General features: G+C 57.8%; 18 protein-coding genes and 1 other RNA gene. 17 read left to right on the forward strand and 2 right to left on the reverse strand.

Going from position 1 to position 19,543, the window contains the following annotated elements; genetic code table 11:
* Positions 1-493: 493 nt before the first annotated feature.
* From IGB42_RS15640 to IGB42_RS15665, 6 genes are read left to right on the forward strand one after another with little or no spacing between them, the layout of a single operon-like run.
* On the forward strand, positions 494-1,057 hold the full coding sequence (locus IGB42_RS15640) for a GspH/FimT family pseudopilin (protein WP_159673468.1): 564 nt from the start codon (positions 494-496) through the stop codon (positions 1,055-1,057).
* Between the two features lie 38 nt (positions 1,058-1,095).
* On the forward strand, positions 1,096-1,737 hold the full coding sequence (gene pilV / locus IGB42_RS15645) for a type IV pilus modification protein PilV (RefSeq protein WP_159673322.1): 642 nt from the start codon (positions 1,096-1,098) through the stop codon (positions 1,735-1,737).
* A 12-nt stretch (positions 1,738-1,749) separates the two neighbouring features.
* Positions 1,750-2,556 (forward strand): PilW family protein, encoded by an 807-nt coding sequence (locus tag IGB42_RS15650; protein ID WP_159673470.1) that lies wholly within the window; start codon positions 1,750-1,752, stop codon positions 2,554-2,556.
* A 16-nt stretch (positions 2,557-2,572) separates the two neighbouring features.
* The gene (locus tag IGB42_RS15655; protein ID WP_159673324.1) at positions 2,573-3,088 is read left to right on the forward strand and encodes a PilX N-terminal domain-containing pilus assembly protein; all 516 of its coding nucleotides are present in this window, start codon (positions 2,573-2,575) and stop codon (positions 3,086-3,088) included.
* A 17-nt stretch (positions 3,089-3,105) separates the two neighbouring features.
* Entirely contained in the window at positions 3,106-7,875 is a 4,770-nt protein-coding gene (locus IGB42_RS15660; RefSeq protein WP_159673326.1) for a pilus assembly protein, read from the forward strand.
* A 10-nt stretch (positions 7,876-7,885) separates the two neighbouring features.
* The gene (locus IGB42_RS15665; RefSeq protein ID WP_159673328.1) at positions 7,886-8,329 is read left to right on the forward strand and encodes a type IV pilin protein; all 444 of its coding nucleotides are present in this window, start codon (positions 7,886-7,888) and stop codon (positions 8,327-8,329) included.
* A gap of 9 nt (positions 8,330-8,338) precedes the next feature.
* On the opposite strand, the gene IGB42_RS15670 is transcribed toward IGB42_RS15665, so the two are convergent.
* Complete coding sequence (locus IGB42_RS15670) at positions 8,339-8,920, reverse strand: hypothetical protein (protein ID WP_159673330.1); 582 nt, start codon at positions 8,918-8,920, stop codon at positions 8,339-8,341.
* A gap of 27 nt (positions 8,921-8,947) precedes the next feature.
* Positions 8,948-9,439, reverse strand: a complete 492-nt coding sequence (locus IGB42_RS15675; protein WP_159673331.1) for a TlpA disulfide reductase family protein — start codon at positions 9,437-9,439, stop codon at positions 8,948-8,950.
* A gap of 315 nt (positions 9,440-9,754) precedes the next feature.
* On the opposite strand from IGB42_RS15675, the gene ylqF reads away from it, so the two are divergent.
* The 11 genes from ylqF to IGB42_RS15730 all read left to right on the forward strand — a co-directional run bounded on the left by ylqF (position 9,755) and on the right by IGB42_RS15730 (position 19,528).
* Positions 9,755-10,657: a ribosome biogenesis GTPase YlqF gene (gene ylqF, locus IGB42_RS15680; protein ID WP_159673333.1), complete on the forward strand. Its 903-nt coding sequence runs from the start codon at positions 9,755-9,757 to the stop codon at positions 10,655-10,657.
* The gene (locus IGB42_RS15685; protein ID WP_159673335.1) at positions 10,657-11,541 is read left to right on the forward strand and encodes a helical backbone metal receptor; all 885 of its coding nucleotides are present in this window, start codon (positions 10,657-10,659) and stop codon (positions 11,539-11,541) included. The genes ylqF and IGB42_RS15685 overlap by 1 nt, the downstream gene beginning before the upstream one ends.
* Before the next feature lie 38 nt (positions 11,542-11,579).
* Positions 11,580-11,780 (forward strand): hypothetical protein, encoded by a 201-nt coding sequence (locus IGB42_RS15690; RefSeq protein ID WP_159673337.1) that lies wholly within the window; start codon positions 11,580-11,582, stop codon positions 11,778-11,780.
* Positions 11,777-12,082 carry a cell division protein ZapA gene (locus IGB42_RS15695; protein ID WP_159673339.1) on the forward strand — a complete coding sequence of 102 codons (306 nt, stop codon included), beginning with the start codon at positions 11,777-11,779 and terminating at the stop codon, positions 12,080-12,082. The genes IGB42_RS15690 and IGB42_RS15695 overlap by 4 nt, the downstream gene beginning before the upstream one ends.
* Positions 12,083-12,116: 34 nt before the next feature.
* Positions 12,117-12,300: non-coding RNA, 6S RNA (gene ssrS / locus IGB42_RS15700), on the forward strand.
* Positions 12,301-12,319: 19 nt separating this feature from the next.
* On the forward strand, positions 12,320-12,928 hold the full coding sequence (locus tag IGB42_RS15705) for a 5-formyltetrahydrofolate cyclo-ligase (RefSeq protein ID WP_159673341.1): 609 nt from the start codon (positions 12,320-12,322) through the stop codon (positions 12,926-12,928).
* A gap of 105 nt (positions 12,929-13,033) precedes the next feature.
* Complete coding sequence (gene ptsP, locus IGB42_RS15710; protein WP_159673343.1) at positions 13,034-15,571, forward strand: phosphoenolpyruvate--protein phosphotransferase; 2,538 nt, start codon at positions 13,034-13,036, stop codon at positions 15,569-15,571.
* Between the two features lie 147 nt (positions 15,572-15,718).
* Positions 15,719-17,464 carry a PTS glucose transporter subunit IIBC gene (ptsG, locus tag IGB42_RS15715; RefSeq protein WP_159673345.1) on the forward strand — a complete coding sequence of 582 codons (1,746 nt, stop codon included), beginning with the start codon at positions 15,719-15,721 and terminating at the stop codon, positions 17,462-17,464.
* 61 nt (positions 17,465-17,525) lie between these two features.
* Complete coding sequence (locus tag IGB42_RS15720; protein WP_159673347.1) at positions 17,526-17,729, forward strand: PspC domain-containing protein; 204 nt, start codon at positions 17,526-17,528, stop codon at positions 17,727-17,729.
* A 110-nt stretch (positions 17,730-17,839) separates the two neighbouring features.
* The gene (locus tag IGB42_RS15725) at positions 17,840-18,739 is read left to right on the forward strand and encodes a DMT family transporter (protein ID WP_159673349.1); all 900 of its coding nucleotides are present in this window, start codon (positions 17,840-17,842) and stop codon (positions 18,737-18,739) included.
* A 129-nt stretch (positions 18,740-18,868) separates the two neighbouring features.
* Positions 18,869-19,528 (forward strand): glutathione S-transferase family protein, encoded by a 660-nt coding sequence (locus tag IGB42_RS15730; protein WP_159673351.1) that lies wholly within the window; start codon positions 18,869-18,871, stop codon positions 19,526-19,528.
* Positions 19,529-19,543: the final 15 nt, after the last annotated feature.

The raw sequence follows: 19,543 nt of genomic DNA on the forward strand, positions 1-19,543 counted from the left end.
GGGTTATCCTTACAAGTTCTGCAGCCGCAGTAGACAGAAGCGGGTATCGGTAGTCGAATATCATAATATTCGTATAAAGCTGACACGTTCAAAACCCGTCGGCAGTTTCCAGCATGGCGGCAAGCGGCTTTGCCTGGATCATTGCAAAAATTTGCACCAAAATGGCGCAATTTTTTCCTGTCTATCTCAGACAGCAAAAGCGAAAGTCTGTTGTTTCCCGATTATTTAATACTGTAGAAAGCTTCCAGTTAGCAACCCGTTTATCCCGTTCACACTGCCTCCCATCGTTCCAACATCCCCTTAAAGCCAATGCTGGTTTAGCTTGAGGTTGTAACACGATCAAATCCAGCTGCTTGAGCCGTCAAAATATTAGTATATTATTTGTACCTAATGCTTTAACGGCGCAATGCCTAAATGTCAGTATTGGGAAGGTGATAGCAGTAACGCTACGCTTCGCCGTGCAGGCATCAAAAATGTTCGGATGAGGTATGTCATGCACAGCTTTCCACACGCTAACCAGCTGGTACGCGCCCAGCGCCAACGTGGCTTCACGCTGATCGAAGCGCTTGTCGTCATTGCCATCATCGGCATCTTGGCCACCATCGCCTTGCCCAACTACCGCAACCTGGTGCGGGAAAACAAGCTGACCGGCGCATCGGAAGAAATGCTCACCAGCCTGATGTACGCCCACAGCGAAGCCATCAAGCGCAGCAAAACCGTCAGACTCTGCAACAGTGCCGAGCCGGCAGCCAGCTCACCCAGCTGTGTAGGCAGCTCGACAACACCCGACTGGAAAACCGGCTGGATCGTCTATGCCGATACCAATAACAACTCGACGATCGACGATGGCGAAGTACTGCGGGTTGCCAATGATTTTGGCCAGCTGCAAAACCTGACCGCTACGGACAACGTCAGCAACATTACCTTCCGTTCCACGGTAATGGCCGGCGGCAAGGACATCACGTTTACCTTCTGCAGCCCCAATATCAAGGGGCGTCTGGTCACGGTGGACAAACTGGGCAGGGTCAATCGCACCATAGGTTCGGTATGCAGCTGATCGGCACAAAGCACCCGGCAAATCCAGGGGGATCAGGCATGAAACAGCGCGGCATGATCATGATCGAAGTGCTGGTCTCGATCATCATTCTTTCGGTCGGCATCCTTGGCCTTGCTTCGCTGCAGGGGTTCTCGCTGCGCAACTCGCACAGCAGCTACCTGCGTACAGTGGCAACCGATCTGGCTGTAGACATGAGCGAACGCATCCGTGCCAACCGCTCGGTCAAGCAAGGCGTGGCAACCAGCGGGCAGGCACTGGACGAAAAAAACAAGCCCATTCCCTTGCCACCAGACTATGCAAGGCTTGTTTGCACCCTTGATGCCGGCACCAGCAAATATGGCTGCGTGAAACCAACCGGCTATACGCCGCCCACCGGCACAGCCGGGCAAAACCTGGCCGAAACCGAAGACGTGCCACGCTGGCTCGATCTGGTGCGCGCATCGCTGCCCCTTGGCAGCAACGGGGGGGCCATCATCTGCCGCGATACCACACCGGATGACGGCAGCACGCCAGTATTCGATGTTGCGGACAGCAACTATACAAGCGGCACCGGTTGCCTGGCACCTTCAGCTTCTGCCTATGCCAACGCACCCTATGTCATCAAGATCTGGTGGCAGGATGAACCGCCTACCGCAGCTGATCCAACACCGGCGCTCACGCGGTTTTCCACCACACTTTAAGGCGGAAAAACCATGAGCCAATCACTACATAACCGCGGTTTCACCCTCATCGAGCTGGCAGTCGGCCTGACACTGAGCATGATCCTGGCATTTGCAGTAGGCAATATCTACCTGCAGACCAAGTCGACCTTCAGGACCCAGACTGCACAGACCCGCCTGGGCGAGGATGGCCGTTACATCATGTCATTGTTCCAGCGCATGGGCGTGCAATCAGGCTACCGGAGCTGGGGGGCGACGAATAACGCAGTGCCACTGGCGACCGCCTTTACCGCAGCATCGCCATTTGCTGCGGGGCAGACACTGGTGGAAAGCAGCGACGAGTTGTATGTGCGCTTTTACGGCGAGGCCGACGGCAACATCATCCGCTGCGACAACAATTCGACCGCCGATACCGATTACCCATCGGTGAAAGATCCCAATACGCTCAACAGCTACAAGATCTACCTGGATACATCCACCGCAACCATCAAATGCGCCAAAACCGACGGCACGAATTCACAAATCCAGGTCAGCGGGGTCGTTGACTTCAATCTCACTTATGGCGTGGACGCCGATTCGGTACCGGACGGCGTGGCAGAAACGCATGTTGCCGCCGGCAGCGTTAGCAACTGGAACAACGTCTACGTGATGCGCATGTGCATCGTGCTCAAAAGCGCAGACGACAATATGGCCCCCAAGATCAAGGATGCAGCGGGCACACTGATCCATCCCACATATCTGGATTGCTCATATCCGAACCAGGGGAAACAGACCGCTACCGATTACCGGCTGTATCGAACTTTCGTGACCACCGTTTTCCTGCGCAACCGATATGACTGACGGGAGCAATAGCGCGATGCATAACCATCACTCACGCGGGTTCGTCCTGATAACCAGCCTGATTTTTCTGATCACCCTGACCATCATCGTTGTCTATGCAGTAAGGACAGCGACGATGCGTGAACATATTGCTGGCAACTTCAGAACCAAGAGCCAGGCGTTCGAAGCGGCCGAGTTCGCATTGCGCCGCGCACAGGGCGTACTTTCCGAATATCCGACTTTCACCTCGGCGGTAGCCTGCCAGAAAGGCCTGTGCGGTTCACAAGTAACGTCGGCCCAAGTGGATGCGCTGGCGTGGGACGACACGGATACCTGCCGGATCAACGATACCGTCTGCAACAGGATACTGGGCGCCAACAAGACGCTTACCGCCACACTGGGCGATAGCGTGGCAGAGCAGCCCCGGTGGGTAATACGGGAACTGGCCAACGGTACGAAAGGCCCATGTACCTATTATGAAATATCAAGCCGTGGCGTAGGCAGCAACGATAAAAGTGCTGTTGTACTGCGGTCAATTGTAAAAGCATGTTGAGGTCTGGAGCATAGAAAATGAAAATCCGCCTGATTACGCTGCTTGTCGCCAGCTTGTTTGCGACCGAAACCTATGCCGTGGGCCCCATCCTGCAAACCAGCCGTGACCCATATCGGCCATTGTATGAATCATCGAATCAGCCCCCGCTGAATTTGCTGGTGCTCGGGCGCGATCACAAGTTGTGGTACGAAGCCTATAACGATGCATCCGATCTGGATGACGATGGCCTGTATGACGTTGGCTATAAGGGCTGGAAGTTGAAGGCCGGCGAAACCGCAGAAGGCCGCGGAAAATTCCAGATTGATTACTATGGCTATTTCGATTCATACAAATGCTACAGCTACAATACAACGGCTGCGCGGTTCGAGCCGGTTGCCATTACCAACACCAAAAAGTGTGCCACCGTATCCAGTGGCCGCTGGAGCGGTGATTACCTGAATTATGTCACCACATCCCGTATCGATGCCATCCGCAAAGTCCTTTATGGCGGCACGCGCAGTACCGACACGGCGACGGATACCGTGCTGCAACGCGCTTTCATTCCTCAGGATGCACATAGCTGGGGCAAGGAATACGATCCTTCCAATGAAATCGATCCAGCCAAGCCGGTTTCGGATCCAAACCGCTACTATTACAGGATCAGCGACTATACGCCGCTGGCTCAGCCTGCGCTGTCTGCATCCGCATCAACACAAAAGCGTATCCTGTTCGCCAATACCACCCCATGCGGTAGCTCGTGCAGTACCAGCTATAACTCTGCACCACAACTTCTTTACATCGAAGACAGCAGTTACCGGGTCTGGGAGTGGCTGAGTATCGAGCGACCGGTTGCCGATACCGAATATGCCACCGGCGCCAACGTTCGCGTCACCATCGCCAGCAAGAACCCGGGCTATCCGAAGGCCATGGATGTAAAAGTGCAGGTCTGCAAAAGCACGCTGCTTGAAGACAATTGCAAGAAATATGGCACTAGCTACAAACCGGTTGGCCTCATCCAGCAATATGGCGACAGCGATTCAATGCGCTTTGGCCTGTTGACCGGCAGCTACTCACACAATCTGCAGGGCGGGGTATTGCGTAAAAATATCGGCAAGATCGATGATGAAGTCGATCAAACCAATGGCACGTTCAAAACGCCCGCCAGTACCGTCGGCAGCATCATCACCACCATCAACAACTTGCGTATCGAAGGCTTCCAGAACACGCGCGAGTACTTTACCAGCACATACGATACCGCCTGCTCCTATGCCAATGCGTTCAGCCAGCAACTGGTGGATGGCAGCTGCAGTGGCTGGGGCAACCCGGTGGGCGAAATGCTGTTCGAATCCACCCGCTATCTTGCAGGTGCAACGGGTCCGACCAGCGGTTATTCGGGCGATACCAAAGGTGCAGGCCTGAATCTGCCTGAGCCGAACTGGACTGATCCATACGGCATTGTTTCGGGTAGCACGCGCCGGAACAATATCTGTTCCAAGCCATACATCACGCTGCTTTCGGATATCAATCCCAATTGGGACGGCGATATCAACACAGTGAACATCAACAGCATATCTTTCAATCCGGGCAATATTCTGGATGCCATGTGGACCAAGGAATTCGGTGGCAGCAAAACCGTGCTGATCGGTGAAAATGGCAGTACCAATGACCAGGCCCCCACTCCAAAGAGTGCATCCACGTTCAAAACCCTGAAAGGCCTGCCAGACGAACCGGCCAAAAAAGGCACTTACATGAGTGCTGCCATTGCTGCGTTTGCCAGAACGAACGATATCAATGCCGCACCTGAATCACAGACGGTGAACACCTTTTCGGTCGCGCTGGCATCGCCGTTGCCAAAAATCAGCATGACCGTGAATGGCAAGCTGGTCACTTTTGTGCCCTTTGCAAAAACACCATCCAATGGTGGCGGCACAACCGGCACATCTGCCAATTACCGGCCTACCGACCAGATCGTCGATTTCTACGTCGATAAAATCAGGAACATTTCCGGCTATACCTTCGATACCAACATCAATGGTGGCAGGCCGTACTACAAGTTCCGCATCAACTACGAAGATGTGGAATACGGTGGTGACCATGATATGGATGCCATTGCAGAGTATGAAGTTGCACTGCTGGCCAACAACACCATCCAGGTCACTGTCAATTCAACCTATGCTGCCGGTGGTCAGGATCAGCATATGGGTTATATCGTATCGGGAACGACCAAGGACGGTGTTTACCTGGTTGTGAAAGACGTGGGCGGCGCCAACGTCAATTACTGGATGGATGCAAAGCCTGCAGCTACCGGCAATCCTTCTGGTGATCCGATCAGCCCGCAAGGCAACATGAGTGCGCTGACCGATGTGCGTACGTTCACAGTCAGCAGCACCGGCTCCACGGTTACCACGCTCAATTCGCCGCTATGGTATGCAGCAAAATACGGCGGTTTCATTGATAACGAACCCTCAACCGATACCACCAACTACAACGTGCTGGATGATGTGAGCGAATGGGATTCGGATGGCAATGGCATTCCCGATAACTATTTCCTGGTTACCAACCCGCTGCGCATGAAGGAACAGCTGGACAAGGCATTTGCACGTATTGATGCAACCAGCCGTTCCAGCGCCCCGGTAGGCAGTACCGGCGGTTCGGCCTCGGTCGACAGCGAGATCCGTGTTTACAAAACCTCGTACAAGACCGACAAATGGAGCGGCAATCTGCAGGCCTTGAAGCAGCAGACCAGCGATCTGCTCAATCCCACCCTGGTGTGGAGTGCAGCCGATACCAATAACCTGCTGGCCCCTGCCAATCGTTATGTATTTACTTACAATCCGGTCACACGCAGATCGATCGAATTCAAGTCGGATACAACATCGACTGCCCTGCTTTCCGTTGCGGAACAGTCAGCACTGAATCGTGATAAAACAGGCACGATAGACAGCAAGATGGCGCAGCGTATCGACTACCTGCGCGGTGATTCGACCAATGAAGGCAGCAGTGCAGGCAAATTCCGGCAGCGGGAACTGATCGGCACGAAAACCAATTTCATTGCCGATATTCTGGATGCATCACCCTATGCGGTGGGGGATAGCAACACCGATTACTATCCGCCGGACTTCCATGCCTATCAGACTTGGGCAGCCGGTATTTTCCAACGCAAGAACACGGTTTATGCAGGTGCCAACGGCGGCATGCTGCACGCATTCAACGACGATCTGAACATCTTGCCCGAAGCTGCGGCGCAGGCAGCAACCGACAATGGCGAAGAGAAATTTGCCTATGTGCCATCATATCTTTACGACAAACTCAGCCAGCTGGACGGGCTCTCCTACAACCATGAATATTTCCTGAACGGCGCCAGTTCCGTTGCCGATATCTGGGATGGCCAATGGAAAACCGCGCTGGCACTGTCTGCCGGGTTTGGTGGCAAGGGCGTCAGCTTGCTGGATATCACCGATCCTTCGCTGTTTACGGCAGCCAATGTAGGCAATATGGTCAAGTGGGAATACTTCAATTCTACAACCCCGGCATTGGGTGACCCGGATATGGGCTATCTGCCGCAAAGCCCGCTGATCGTGCTGATGAACGACAACAAATTCCGTGTCGCGGTATCCAATGGCTTCAACAGCGACAACGGCAAGGCCGTGCTCTTCTTGCTGGACGTCAACGGCCCTGGCTCCAGCGGCTGGAATTCAAGCAGCGTCATCAAGCTTGAAGCGGCTGCGTCGTCGGCCGGTAACAACGGCTTGTCTGCTGCCACCGGCGCCGACCTCAATGGCGACAAGAAAATTGACGTCATCTACGCCGGCGATCTGAAAGGCAATATTTGGAAGTTCGATGTTCGCAGCAGTAATCCTGCCAACTGGGGATCATCCGTGGGCGGCGTCAACAAGCCGCTGTTCACTGCCGTCTCCAGCACTGGTGTAGCACAACCTATCTTTACTGCGCCGGCGCTGACTTTCCAATCCCAGCATACGGATGCGAAGGATGCAAATGGCGATGGCCTGGTTGATGCCAACATGGTCATGGTTTACTTCGGTACCGGGAAATTCGTTGCCGACTGCGATATTTCCAGCACAGGTTGCACCGGCGAATCGCTGACCAACACCTTCTATGGCATATGGGATAGCGATGTGCAGATCAGCGGGCGCAGTGCGTTGCTCAAGCAGACCATCGGTACTTTCGATAGCAATGACGTCACTACGCTCAACGCCCGTTACAGCCCCGTTCCGCCGTTGACCCTGAGCGATGTGGCAAATGGCCGCTGCATCAAGCCGCTGAGCACGGCAGGCGTTCCACAGGCATGTTCAGCGGATCCGAATACCAACAAGATCCCCGATATCGACTGGACAACCCAGTTGGGCTGGTACGCAGATCTGCCACTGACCGGTGAACGCCATGTCGGCATGCCGCGTATCGCGAAAGGCGGTCTGGTGATATTCAACACCATGGCACCAAGCACACTGACCAACACATGTGCGTTTGTATCCACCTCCAGCTTGATGGCACTCAACTTCGAAAATGGTGGCCAGACCATGCAACGCTTTACCGTCAAGAACAGCGGCGGCCAGGCAGTATCCGGATTTGGCAACGTCGGGCAGGTCTATACCGAAGCCCGCCCCAATGGCACCACGACGGTCTCCGGATCTGAGCCGTCCGGTGTGGGTGATATGCGCGGATTCGGCCGAAACTATCGTGTTTCCAAGACGACCAAGGTGGTAGACGTTTCTCCTTCAGGCCAACCAGTGCTGATCAATACCTACCGTACCGTTACGCCGGTCAGCTGGCGTGAAGTGATCCAATAAGGAGCATGGAATGCCGGAAAAGAAGCAGACGGGCAAGCAGCGCGGTTTTACCCTGGTCGAGTTGATGATTGTGGTTGCGGTGATCGGGATTCTCGCCGCAATTGCAGTGCCTGCTTATCAGCAGTACGTACGCAAGGCACGCAGGGCTGATGCGCAAACGGTGCTGCTGACGAATGCACAAGCGCTGGAGCGTTATTTCACGCTCAACAATACCTATGCAGACAGCAGCGGAAACTGCCCTACGCTCACTATCACGGAGGCACCCGTAGATGGCTCGACCAAGTACTACGACATCACTGCCGCAAGTTGCGACAGCGCCGGGTTCACACTGACGGCAACGCCGAAAAATGCCCAGAGCAGGGACGGGATAATCACGTTGACGGGTACCGGCATCAAGGGTTGGGACAAGGATAATAGCGGCGATATATCGAGCGCGGAAAAAACCTGGAAGTAACAGCAGCGCCTACGGGGAAACGTCCCTGTAGGCCTCTTTGCTGAGCACGATTACCTTGACGCTGTTGACTGTTTGATTGCCTCGCCAGGCCGGAACGAAATAGGTCTTGAAGAGTTTCATCCGCAGTGCGTATATCTGGCCGGGCGTCAGTTCCGGAGCCTCGATCACAACGTCCTTGGTCAGACCTGTAGCATCTATTTTCAAGGTGATGGTTGCGATCAGATCATCATCGACATGCAGGTCTTCAATCTGGAAATCAGGGGTTTCTACCCACTTGGCAGGCTTGTCTACATCCTTTTCCTGCCAGTAATCAGGGAGCGCTTCTTCGGGGCGCTCCTTTTTTTCGGCTGTCAGCCACGCCGGCATCTGCTCCCAGGCGCCGATCTTGCTGATTTCCGTTGCCTTGAAGACCGGTTCATCAGCGGGTAAAAAATAACGATCCGCCGTTTTTTCAATGGAAACTTTCAGGTAAACAAGCTTGTTTCCCGGATTGGATTTCCTGGAAAAACCGGAATTGGATGTAAAAAGAAAAACGTGAAGCGCTATGGAAAAACCTGCAGAAAAAAGCAGGGTTCCATATTTGTTTTTCATGTCATTTTTATCCGGTATATGCATCAGTCACAATAAAGATTCGATAGTTTTTTCCATTTCCGCCATATCTACTTCACCTATGATTTTTCTGACTATTTTCCCTTTTTTATCAATGACAAAGGAAGTAGGAGCGAGGCTGATCTTGCCGAATTTCTCAGCGATCTGGCCATCCTTGTCGTGTATCACCGCATAGTTGATACCGAATTTCCCGATGAATCTGTTGATATAGGCAGGATCATCATAATCAAGTGCAATGCCGATGGTTTCAAAATCCTTTTTGCCGAACCGGTTTTGCAGTTTGATCAATTCGGGTACTTCCTTCACACAGCCGGTACAGCTGGTTGCCCAGAAGTTGATCAACATGACCTTGCCTTGCAGTTCAGCACTGGTCAACAGCTTGCCATCCATGGTGGTAGCACTGAAACCGGGAGCAGTCCGGTCGTGTCTGATGAACAGGGTTGCAAGCAGGCAGAGAACAAGCAAAACGGTCAGCAGGGTGAACAGGGTCTTTTTTTGCATGGCGACTTCAGTTTGGGTTTTCTTCCATATTCTATGTAAAGAAGAAGAAGATAAGAACAGTTAATAAGGGCGGCACTTTGCTGTGGATAAGCTTAATTTCTTTTTGTTTTCAACAGCTTGCTTCATGGTGAACCCGGTGCAGCGATCCTGTTGTGCTTGTGGGCAAGTTGTTGATGGAATTTGTGCCGGGTGGTGTTTGTTGTTTAGTCCCAAAATGGCTAGCGAGTTCTTCACAGCTCAAGTTGTTGATTTTATTACTTCTTTGCAGATTCCGGTATAATCAGCCGCTTTTTCGGACGTAGACAGGAGCCCTTGATGGCCATCCAGTGGTTCCCAGGGCACATGAATGCTGCCCGCAAGCAAGTGATGGAGACGATGGCGAAGGTCGACATGGTGATCGAGATCGTCGATGCCCGTGCGCCTGTGTCCAGTACCAATCCCATGCTTGAAAAGCTGCGCATGCATCGTCAGCGTCCGGTGCTCAAGATACTCAACAAGGCGGATCTTGCCGATCCTGCTTTGAACCGCATCTGGCTGGAATGGTTTCGTGCCCAACCGGCAACCGAGGCGATTTTGCTGGGCGAGGGTGACAAGGGCGCTGCCGTGCGGCGTATTCCCGAGCTGTGCCGCAAGATCGTGCCGCACCGCACCGGTGGCGTGAAGCCGGTACGGATCCTGATCCTGGGCATTCCCAACGTCGGCAAATCGACATTGATGAACATCCTGCTCAATCGCAAGGTGGCCAAGGTGGCTGATACGCCGGGAGTTACCCAGCATATCCAGCGTATCGACCTTGCTGACGGCATGATCGTGTACGACACGCCCGGTCTGTTGTGGCCGAAGATCGAGTACGAAGATTTCGGCTACCGGCTGGCCATGGCCGGCTCAGTGGGCCGCAACGCGTACAACGAGGAAGACGTGGCGTGGTTTGCGATCGAAACGCTGAGCAAGCGCTACCCGGAGCTGCTCAAGCAGCGCTACAAGCTCGATAGCCTGGACGTCGAACTCGAGGCATTGTTCCACCAGATCGGCCGCAAGCGTGGCGCAATGCTTGGTGGTGGCCGTGTCGATACGCAGAAGACTGCAGACCTGATCCTCACCGATTTCCGCAGCGGCACGCTAGGCCGCATCACGCTGGAAACGCCCGAGGACCTGGAAAATCTCGTGCCCATCGTTGACGCCGAAGAAAACGTGGAAGCGCATGATGGCGAGGATTGATGCCTGCTAGGCACTGGCTTGGCGCGCTGCTGCTGGTTCTGCAGCCGCTTGCCCACGCCGCAATCCAGGTGACGGATGATCTTGGCAACAGCGTGACGCTGGCCCGGCCTGCCGGCAGAGTGGTGGCATTGACGCCGCATGCCACCGAACTGGTAGCCGCACTTGCCCCCGGCGCACTGGTCGGCACCGACAGCGCCAGCAACTATCCCGCCGGTGTCGCAAATCTGCCCAGGGTTGGCCGTTACGATGCGGTGAATGTGGAAGCCATCATCGCGCTCAAGCCCGATCTGGTGGTTGCCTGGGAAGGTACTGCGGTACAGCGTTCGTTGCAGGCGGTGCAGAAGCTGGGTATCCCGGTGTTCTTCAGCACACCGCAAACACCGGTGGATGTGGCCAGCAACCTCACGCGGCTGGGCGTATTGCTGGGCAAGCCGCAGCGGGCAGCGGCACAGGCCAGGGCCATGCAGCGTGATTACGCGGCACTCAAAGCGCGCTTCAGCCATGCGCAACCGGTGCGCGTCTTCCTGCAGATCAGCCCGCAGCCACTGCTGAGCATTTCGGAGCGCGCATTTCTGGGGCGGGCAATCAACGACTGTGGCGGCATCAATGCATTTGCCGATGCGTCCGAACAGGTACCGCAAGTGAGCATGGAGGCGGTGCTGGCGTTTGCACCGCAGGTGATGGTGGCTACCAGCCCGGTGACCGAACTGGCCATGTGGCGGCGTTACCAGGCTTTGCCGGCAGTGGCCAGCGGGCAACTGTATGGCATCGTTGACGACCGGCTGATGCGGCCGGGCCCGCGGCTGGTGGAGGGCGTAACGCTGTTGTGCGAGCGCATCGATGCAGCGCGGCGTGCGTTGGCGCAGCCGAAGCGCGCAAAATGACTTAGAATCGCTACGGGTTCAATACATCCGAACGAGCCATGGACGCCGAATTCGCCGCACTGGAAGACAAAGTGGGACTGCTTGCCAGGCTATGCCAGCAATTGCGCGGGGAAAACCGTGCGCTGCGCCAGCAGTTGCTGGGCCTGCAACAGGAAAACCAGCAGCTCAAGGGCAAGGTGGCCGGCGCGACCGAGCGCGTGGCCGCCATCCTCGCCCGCCTGCCGGAGGATGAAGCATGAGCGAGATCAAACAGCTGGATGTCACCATCATGGGCCGCGAGTTCCGCGTGGCCTGCCCGGTGGATGAAGAACCCACCTTGCTGCAGGCAGTGGCGCTGCTCGACGGCAAGATGCACGAGATCCGCGGCAGCGGCAAAGTGATCGGCATCGAGAAAATCGCCATCATGGCGGCGCTCAACATTGCCCACGAATACCTGCATGTGGAAGCAGGCGGTTTTGACATTGCTGCCTACAAGCGTAGAATCGACCATATCAACCAGATTGCTGATGCGGCATTGCAGGAACAGAGCGAACTTTTCTGAGCGCTTGTCCACATGCCTCATCTTGCTACCGACTGCTTTCCTGCGGTGTTCGTTTCGGCTCATATTCTTTGAACCGATAAATTGTAGCTCGGTTGCCAGCCACGAAAAATCGCCTGTTGTGCGCGTTCCTTAGTCGAATGCACCTGATGGCAAACGGCAGGCAGCCACTTGAACCTCAGGGTTCAAGATGCGAGCCGGACGACACTTGCGGGAAAGCCCCCTACCCAGCCCATACGCGTGACCGCCAGCGTAACCTTCCCGGAAAAAACCGCACTGCGGCGCGAACTGCGCGCACGCAGGAAGGCGGTCACCGCTGCACAGCGGCAACGCGCAGACCGGTTATTGGCGCGCTACGCGCGGCGCTGGCTCAAGCCGGCGCGCAAGGTGGCCGTCTACGTGGCCGTAGGCAGCGAAGCCCCCACCGATGCACTGATCAAACTGGCACTGCGCCGCGGTTGTCATGTCTATGTGCCGCAGGTGCCACGCCATGGCCGGCAACTGCGCTTTGCACGGGTGGATGCCGATACCCGCTGGCGGCTGGGCCGCCATGCCATCCCCGAACCCACCGTGCATCCCAAGCAGCCGCTGCTGCATCCGCGCCGGCTGGATCTGGCTTTCGTGCCGCTGCTGGGTTTCGATGCCTCGCTCACCCGCATGGGCCAAGGCGGCGGTTACTACGATGCCAGTTTTTCCTTCCGCCGCTATACCGTACGCCCCAGGCTGCTGGGGCTGGCTTTTGCCTGTCAGCAGGTCGATGGCTTGCCGGTCGAGCCATGGGATTTGCGCGTGGACGCACTGATTACCGAGCACGGTGTGTTGCGTCCCCGCCGCCTTGCAGCGCCTTGAACGCAATCAAGCGCATATGCAGGCCATGACAAAGGCAATAATGTCACTGAAAGGTGGATTCCGAACGCATACACTGATGACTAATATGTAGCGGAGATTGTTGCCATGCCGGGTTCTCAACTGGAATTGCTCGCCCCCTTGTCGGGCATTGTCGTACCGATCGATCATGTGCCCGATCCGGTGTTCGCCCAGAAAATGGTTGGCGATGGCGTGGCCATCGATCCGATCACCAACCAGTTGCTCTCGCCCGCCGCAGGCAAGATCACCCAGCTGCACTCGGCCTGTCATGCCATCACGCTGACTACTACCGAAGGCGTGGAAGTGCTGATGCACATCGGCCTCGATACCGTGATGCTCAAGGGCGAAGGGTTCAAGGCGCTGGTCAAGCTGAACGACCAGGTAGCCGCTGGCCAGCCGCTGATCGAATTCGATGCCAACTTCGTGGCCAAGCATGCCCGCAGCCTGCTGACCGAAATCGTTGTCACCAACGGTGACAAGGTGGCCCGCTACCAGGCCGCCAGCGGTTTCGTGCAGGCCGGCAAGAGCACCTTGCTGGTGCTGCAGCTGGCAGGGCCGGAAGGCGCTGCAGCTGCCAAGGCTGCGGCCGATACATTGTCCAGGCTGGTGCGCATACCCAACCTGACCGGCCTGCATGCCCGGCCTGCTGCGGTGATCGCCAACGCAGCCAAAACCTACAAATCGGATATCAGGCTGCTGCGCGGCAACGACGAGGGCAATGCCAAGTCGGTGGTCGGCATCATGGGCCTGGAAGTGCAGCACGGAGATGAAGTGCGCATCAAGGCCAATGGCGTGGATGCGGCGGCCGCCGTCGATGCGCTGGTGGCGCTGTTGACCTCCGGCAGCGGCGAAGATGTGGGCGCTGCCATCCTCACCAAGCACAAGCCGGCGCCGCTCGATACGCTGCGCCCGGTGGCTGCACGGCCCAAATCGGATGATCCGAACGTGCTGACCGGCGTATCGGCATCGCCGGGCCTTGCGGTCGGGCAGATTTTCCAGATCAGGCAGGACGATATCGCGGTGACCGAGGCGGGCGAAAATCCGCAGATCGAACGCCGCCGTTTCGACAACGCGCTGAAAGAAGCATCCAAGCAGCTGGAAAAGCTCAAGGGCGAAATCAGCGATGCCAGCAAGGCAGAAATTTTTGCCGCGCACCAGGAGCTGCTGACCGATCCGGAGTTGCTCGATCTGGCAGTGGCCGGCATCAGCAGCGGCAAGAGCGCCGGCTTTGCGTGGCGCTCCGCCTATACCCGCTACGCCGAGCAACTGGCCAAGCTGAAGAACGAAGTGCTGGCTGGCCGTGCCAACGATATCCGCGATGTGGGTGTACGCGTGTTGCGGCTGATTGCCGGGGTGGCGGAAAGCAAGCTCAGCCTGCCGGCCAATACCATCCTGATCGCGGAGGAGCTGACTCCGTCCGAAACCGCCAGCCTGGATCGCTCGCGCGTGCTGGGCTTTGCCACCACCGGCGGCGGCGCCACCAGTCACGTGGCCATCCTGGCGCGCTCGCTGAACATTCCGGCCATTTGCGGCATCGATGAAGCCGTCGTCAAACTCGCCAACGGTACCACCGTCATTCTCGACGGCAGCAAGGGGACATTGCGCTTGAACCCGACCGATACAGAAATGGCGGTGATCCGCGACAAGCAGGCACGCCTGGCGAAGAAGCGTGCCGAGGAGCTGGCGGCAGCACATCTGCCGCCCGTCACCACCGATGGTCACCATATCGAGATCGTTGCCAATATCGGCGGCCTCGAAGAAGCCCGTCAGGGCGTCGAGCTGGGTGGCGAAGGCGTGGGGCTGCTGCGCAGCGAATTCCTCTACCTGGAACGCAACGACGCGCCGAGCGAGGAAGAACAGACCCGTATCTACGGCGATATTGCCCAGGCACTGGGCAAGGAGCGCACGCTGGTGATCCGCACGCTGGATGTCGGCGGCGACAAACCGCTGCCCTACCTGCCGATGCCGGCGGAAGAAAACCCCTTCCTGGGCGTGCGCGGCATCCGCCTGTGCCTGGCAGAGCCGGAGATCCTGCGCACGCAGGTACGCGCCATCCTGCGGGCAGCGCCGTATTCGAAGCTGCATATCATGTTCCCGATGATTGCCAACCTGGAAGAACTGCGTGCGGCCAAGGCCGTGGTGCTAGCGGAAAAAGCCGCGCTGGGCATCACCGCCGACGTGAAGGTGGGCATCATGGTGGAAGTGCCGGCAACGGCCATCCTGGCCGAGCAGTTTGCGCGCGAGGCGGATTTCTTCTCCATCGGCACCAACGACCTGACCCAGTACACGCTGGCGATGGACCGCGGGCACCCGAAGCTGGCCAAGCAGGCCGATGCGCTGCATCCGGGCGTGCTCAACCTGATTGCGCTTACCGTCATGGGTGCGCATGCGCATGGCAAGTGGGTGGGCGTATGCGGCGGCATCGCATCCGATCCGCAGGCGGTGCCGGCACTGATCGGCATGGGCGTGGATGAACTCTCGGTCAGTGTGCCGAGCATTCCGGCGATCAAGGCGCTGGTGCGCAAGCTGAACAAGGCCGATTGCGAGAAGGTGGCCGCAGACGTGCTCCGCATGGGCACCGCAACAGAAGTCAGGGCAAGACTGGGCAAGCTGGTCGACGCATGACAAAACGGGCGCCACTGGCGCCCGTTTTTCATTCTGGCCGGCACGATGCCGCTGCAGTGCCAATAATCACATCAGGTGCTATCCCTGATAGCGATGTTTTCCGCTGGCGGAGATGATGCCCGCCGAATCGGATTGCGGGAGAAAGACATGTTCAAGGCAGCGTTCACGGTACTGCAGAAAATCGGCAAGGCATTGATGCTGCCAGTGGCGGTATTGCCGGTGGCCGGCTTGTTGCTCGGCATCGGCAGCTCGCATTTCGGCTTCATCCCCGGTGCGGTTTCGGAAATCATGGCGCAGAGCGGTGGCGCCATATTCGGCAACCTGGCGTTGATTTTCGCGGTGGGTGTGGCGCTGGGGCTGACCGATAACGACGGCGTTGCCGCCATCGCCGCCGTAGTGGGATACGTGGTGATGCTGGCGACCATGGGCGTGATGGCCACCGTGTGGGGCATCGAGCCGGCTACGGTGATGGGCATGAAATCGATGGAAACCGGGGTGTTCGGCGGCATCATTGCCGGCGCCGTGGCGGCGGTATTGTTCAACAGGTATTACCGCATCGAGCTGCCGCCTTATCTGGGCTTCTTTGCCGGCAAACGTTTCGTGCCCATTGTTACCGGCATCGCGGCGATTTTCGTCGGCGTCATCCTGTCGGTGATCTGGCCGCCGGTGCAGCATGGCATCGGCGTGTTTTCGCACTGGGCCGCCGTCAGTGATCCGCGCACCGCTGCCACCGTGTATGGTTTTGTCGAGCGGCTGCTGATTCCTTTCGGGTTGCACCATATCTGGAACGTGCCGTTCTTCTTCGAGATGGGCAGCTTTACCGACAGTGCCGGCAAGGTGGTGCATGGTGATATCAACCGCTTCTTTGCCGGTGACCAGACTGCAGGCATCCTGTCCGGCGCCTTCCTGTTCAAGATGTTCGGCCTGCCTGGCGCCGCCATTGCCATCTGGCATACCGCCAAGCCGGAAAACCGCGTGAAGGTGGGCGGCATCATGATTTCCGCCGCGCTCACCTCCTTCCTGACCGGGATTACCGAGCCGATCGAATTTGCCTTCCTGTTCGTGGCGCCGCAGCTGTATGTGATCCATGCAGCGCTTGCCGCCACCGCGCAGTTCATCGCCAACACGCTGCACATGCACATGGGCTTCACGTTCTCGCAGGGCGGCATCGATTTCCTGCTGTTCAATGCGTTTGGCAAATACGCGCAGAACTGGGGCTGGACGTTGCTGCTGGGGCCACTGTATTTCGGCATCTATTACGTGGTGTTCCGCTACACCATCCTCAAGCTCCAGCTGAAAACGCCCGGCCGCGAGGACGAGACGGAAGCCGCCGGTGCCGAGGTGGCCGATGCCGACCGTGCGCGCGAGCTGGTGCTGGCATTCGGCGGGCGCAAGAACATTGCCAGCCTGGATGCCTGCGTAACCCGGCTGCGCATCGCGGTAAACGACCCGACGCAGGTCAACCAGCCACGCCTCAAGGCCATGGGTGCTGCCGGCGTGATGATGGTGGGCAATGGTGTGCAGGCGATATTCGGCACGCTGTCCGAGAACATCAAGACCGATATGGCCGAATACCTGAAAACCGCCGGCGCGGATGCAGATCTTGCCGCGCCATTGGCGCCGCAGGCGGCAACGCAGGCAACGCTGCAGACGGTGGTGGCGGATGATGCGCGCTTCGATGCCAAGCTGGCCGCGCTCAGGCAGGTGCTGGGCAAGCCGCAGGCGGTAGAAGTGGTGGCGCTGAGCCGGCTGGATGTAACACTGGCCGATGGGACCGCGCTGGATACTGCAGCATTGCAGGCGGCCGGCATCGGTGCCATGCGGGTCAGCGACAACGAATACCAGTTGGTGGTGGGCCCGGCTGCGGAACAATACCGCGCCGCGCTGATCTGATAGGCGGTAAAGTGGCATGCAGGGCGTACCGCAGGTACGCCCTTTTTGATGGGAGATTTGAATGGCAAACAGGGTATTGCGTCGTAGCCGCAGCAATTGCTGGCTGGCCGGTGTGGTGGGCGGCTTGGGTAATTACTTCGGCATCAGTGCGAACAAGTTGCGGCTGATCTACGTATTGGTATCGGTTTTGTCGGCGGCGTTCCCGGGCATCATCGTTTACCTGCTGCTGTGGTTCCTGATGCCGCAAGGCGACGACCGGGGCTGACCGGGTTGGCCGCAATGCAAATACGTTGCGGCGTCAATCAGCAAGAACCGGGGTGTCATTCCCGGCAGCACTGCGGCAAGCTGCGTGGATAGAAACCCGGGAATGCCACCATGGATGTCGCCAGCCTTTGCCGCCTGTTCATGCTTGCCGCGTTGTGGGGCGCATCGTTCCTGTTCATGCGCATGGCCGTGCCGGCATTGGGGCCGGTGTGGCTGATCGGGTTGCGGGTGGGGATTGCCGCGCTGTTCCTGCTGCTGATTTCCGGCTGGCGCAGGCAGGCGCTGCCGTTACGGGGCAATCTGCGCCACTATTTGATCTCCGGCCTGTTCACTGCGGCATTGCCTTTCTTGTGTTATGCCTTTGCAGCGCGCACGCTGTCGGCGTCGCTGATGTCTATCCTCAATGCCACTGCGCCGTTCTGGGGCACGCTGGTGGCAGCCCTCTGGCTGCGTATCGTGCCGGCACGCAAGGCATGGTTCGGCCTGTTGCTGGGCGTGCTGGGGGTGGCCACGCTGGTCGGTTTTGACCGCATCACCGCCAAGCCCGGCGCCGGGCTGGCGATTGCCGCCTGCCTGGTGGCCACGCTGTGCTATGGCATTGCCAGTGCCTATGGCAAACGCTACATGCAAGGCATGCCTTCCTTCGACGTTGCCCATGGCAGCATGTGGGGCGCCGCGCTGGCTTTGCTGCCGCTGACACTGTTTGTTGCGCCGTTGCAGCCGCTGGGTGATATCAGCGGGCCATCGTTGCTGGCCGTCGCGCTGCTGGGATTGCTCTGCACCGGTGTGGCCTATCTGCTGTATTTCCGCCTGATCAGCGATATCGGCCCGGCCCCGGCCTTGACGGTGACGTTCCTGATCCCGGTGTTCGGCGTGCTGTGGGGCGTGGTGTTGCTGGATGAAACCGTCGGCATCAATACACTGGCCGGCGCCTTGCTGGTATTGCTGGGTACCGCGCTGGTCACCGGCTTCACGCCGGCGGCATTGCGTCGCCGGCCCAAAGCAGTTTGAGTGCCATCTCCGGAACGGAGTGTTCTATCTGCAGCCCGCTTGATGCTGGCGGCAGTTGGCCGCATCTGTTGCATGAGCTTGCCTGAAGCGTCGCTGCATCTGCAGCGGCCGCCCCTACCGGAGAACGCCGTGTCCAATCTGCACCTGATCAGTTTTGATATCTGCCCCTATGTCCAGCGCGCCGTCATCACGCTGCTGGAAAAAGGCGTGCCGTTCGAGCGCACCTATATCGATCTTGCCAACAAGCCTGACTGGTTCCTGAAGATTTCGCCGTTGGGCAAGGTGCCGGTGCTGCAGGTGGGCAACGAGGTGCTGTTCGAATCCGCGGTGATCGCCGAATACCTGGATGAAACCACCGAGCCACGCCTGCACCCGGCCGATCCGCTCACGCGCGCCAAGCACCGGGCGTGGATCGAGTTTGCATCCGCCGGCCTGATGTCGTTGTGGAACTACTACGTGGCGACGGACGACAAGGCATTTGCCGCCGCGCGTGCCGATATCGAGGCCAAGCTGGACCGGCTGGAAGGCGTGCTGGAAGACGGCCCACTGTTTGCCGGCGAAACGTTCAGTCTGGTGGATGCTGCGTATGGTTCGTTCTTCCGCTACTTCCCGGTGCTGGAAGCGCTGGGCGAAACCGGCTGGTTCGATGGCCGGCCCAAGGTAGCGCGCTGGAAAGATGCGTTGCTGGCGCGGCCCAGCGTGCAGAATGCCGTGCAGCCGGGCTATGCCGACAAGCTTCAGGCTTTCATCAAGGGCAAGGGTGGTGTGCTGGCCAGCCGCATCGCTTGATGTCTGCTGCGTGAT

This window comes from Andreprevotia sp. IGB-42, assembly GCF_009848685.1.
Taxonomy (GTDB): Bacteria; Pseudomonadota; Gammaproteobacteria; order Burkholderiales; family Chitinibacteraceae; genus Andreprevotia.

Bases quoted from the DNA above. Each gene is read 5' to 3' on its own strand.
- IGB42_RS15650 (WP_159673470.1), top strand. From the start codon at position 1,750: ATGAGCCAATCACTACATAACCGCGGTTTCACCCTCATCGAGCTGGCA.
- IGB42_RS15695 (WP_159673339.1), top strand. From the start codon at position 11,777: ATGAGCGAGATCAAACAGCTGGATGTCACCATCATGGGCCGCGAGTTC.
- IGB42_RS15690 (WP_159673337.1), top strand. From the start codon at position 11,580: ATGGACGCCGAATTCGCCGCACTGGAAGACAAAGTGGGACTGCTTGCC.
- ylqF (WP_159673333.1), top strand. From the start codon at position 9,755: ATGGCCATCCAGTGGTTCCCAGGGCACATGAATGCTGCCCGCAAGCAA.
- IGB42_RS15640 (WP_159673468.1), top strand. From the start codon at position 494: ATGCACAGCTTTCCACACGCTAACCAGCTGGTACGCGCCCAGCGCCAA.
- IGB42_RS15720 (WP_159673347.1), top strand. From the start codon at position 17,526: ATGGCAAACAGGGTATTGCGTCGTAGCCGCAGCAATTGCTGGCTGGCC.
- IGB42_RS15685 (WP_159673335.1), top strand. From the start codon at position 10,657: ATGCCTGCTAGGCACTGGCTTGGCGCGCTGCTGCTGGTTCTGCAGCCG.
- IGB42_RS15675 (WP_159673331.1), bottom strand. From the start codon at position 9,439: ATGCAAAAAAAGACCCTGTTCACCCTGCTGACCGTTTTGCTTGTTCTC.
- pilV (WP_159673322.1), top strand. From the start codon at position 1,096: ATGAAACAGCGCGGCATGATCATGATCGAAGTGCTGGTCTCGATCATC.
- IGB42_RS15655 (WP_159673324.1), top strand. From the start codon at position 2,573: ATGCATAACCATCACTCACGCGGGTTCGTCCTGATAACCAGCCTGATT.
- ptsG (WP_159673345.1), top strand. From the start codon at position 15,719: ATGTTCAAGGCAGCGTTCACGGTACTGCAGAAAATCGGCAAGGCATTG.
- ptsP (WP_159673343.1), top strand. From the start codon at position 13,034: ATGCCGGGTTCTCAACTGGAATTGCTCGCCCCCTTGTCGGGCATTGTC.
- IGB42_RS15660 (WP_159673326.1), top strand. From the start codon at position 3,106: ATGAAAATCCGCCTGATTACGCTGCTTGTCGCCAGCTTGTTTGCGACC.
- IGB42_RS15665 (WP_159673328.1), top strand. From the start codon at position 7,886: ATGCCGGAAAAGAAGCAGACGGGCAAGCAGCGCGGTTTTACCCTGGTC.
- IGB42_RS15725 (WP_159673349.1), top strand. From the start codon at position 17,840: ATGGATGTCGCCAGCCTTTGCCGCCTGTTCATGCTTGCCGCGTTGTGG.
- IGB42_RS15670 (WP_159673330.1), bottom strand. From the start codon at position 8,920: ATGAAAAACAAATATGGAACCCTGCTTTTTTCTGCAGGTTTTTCCATA.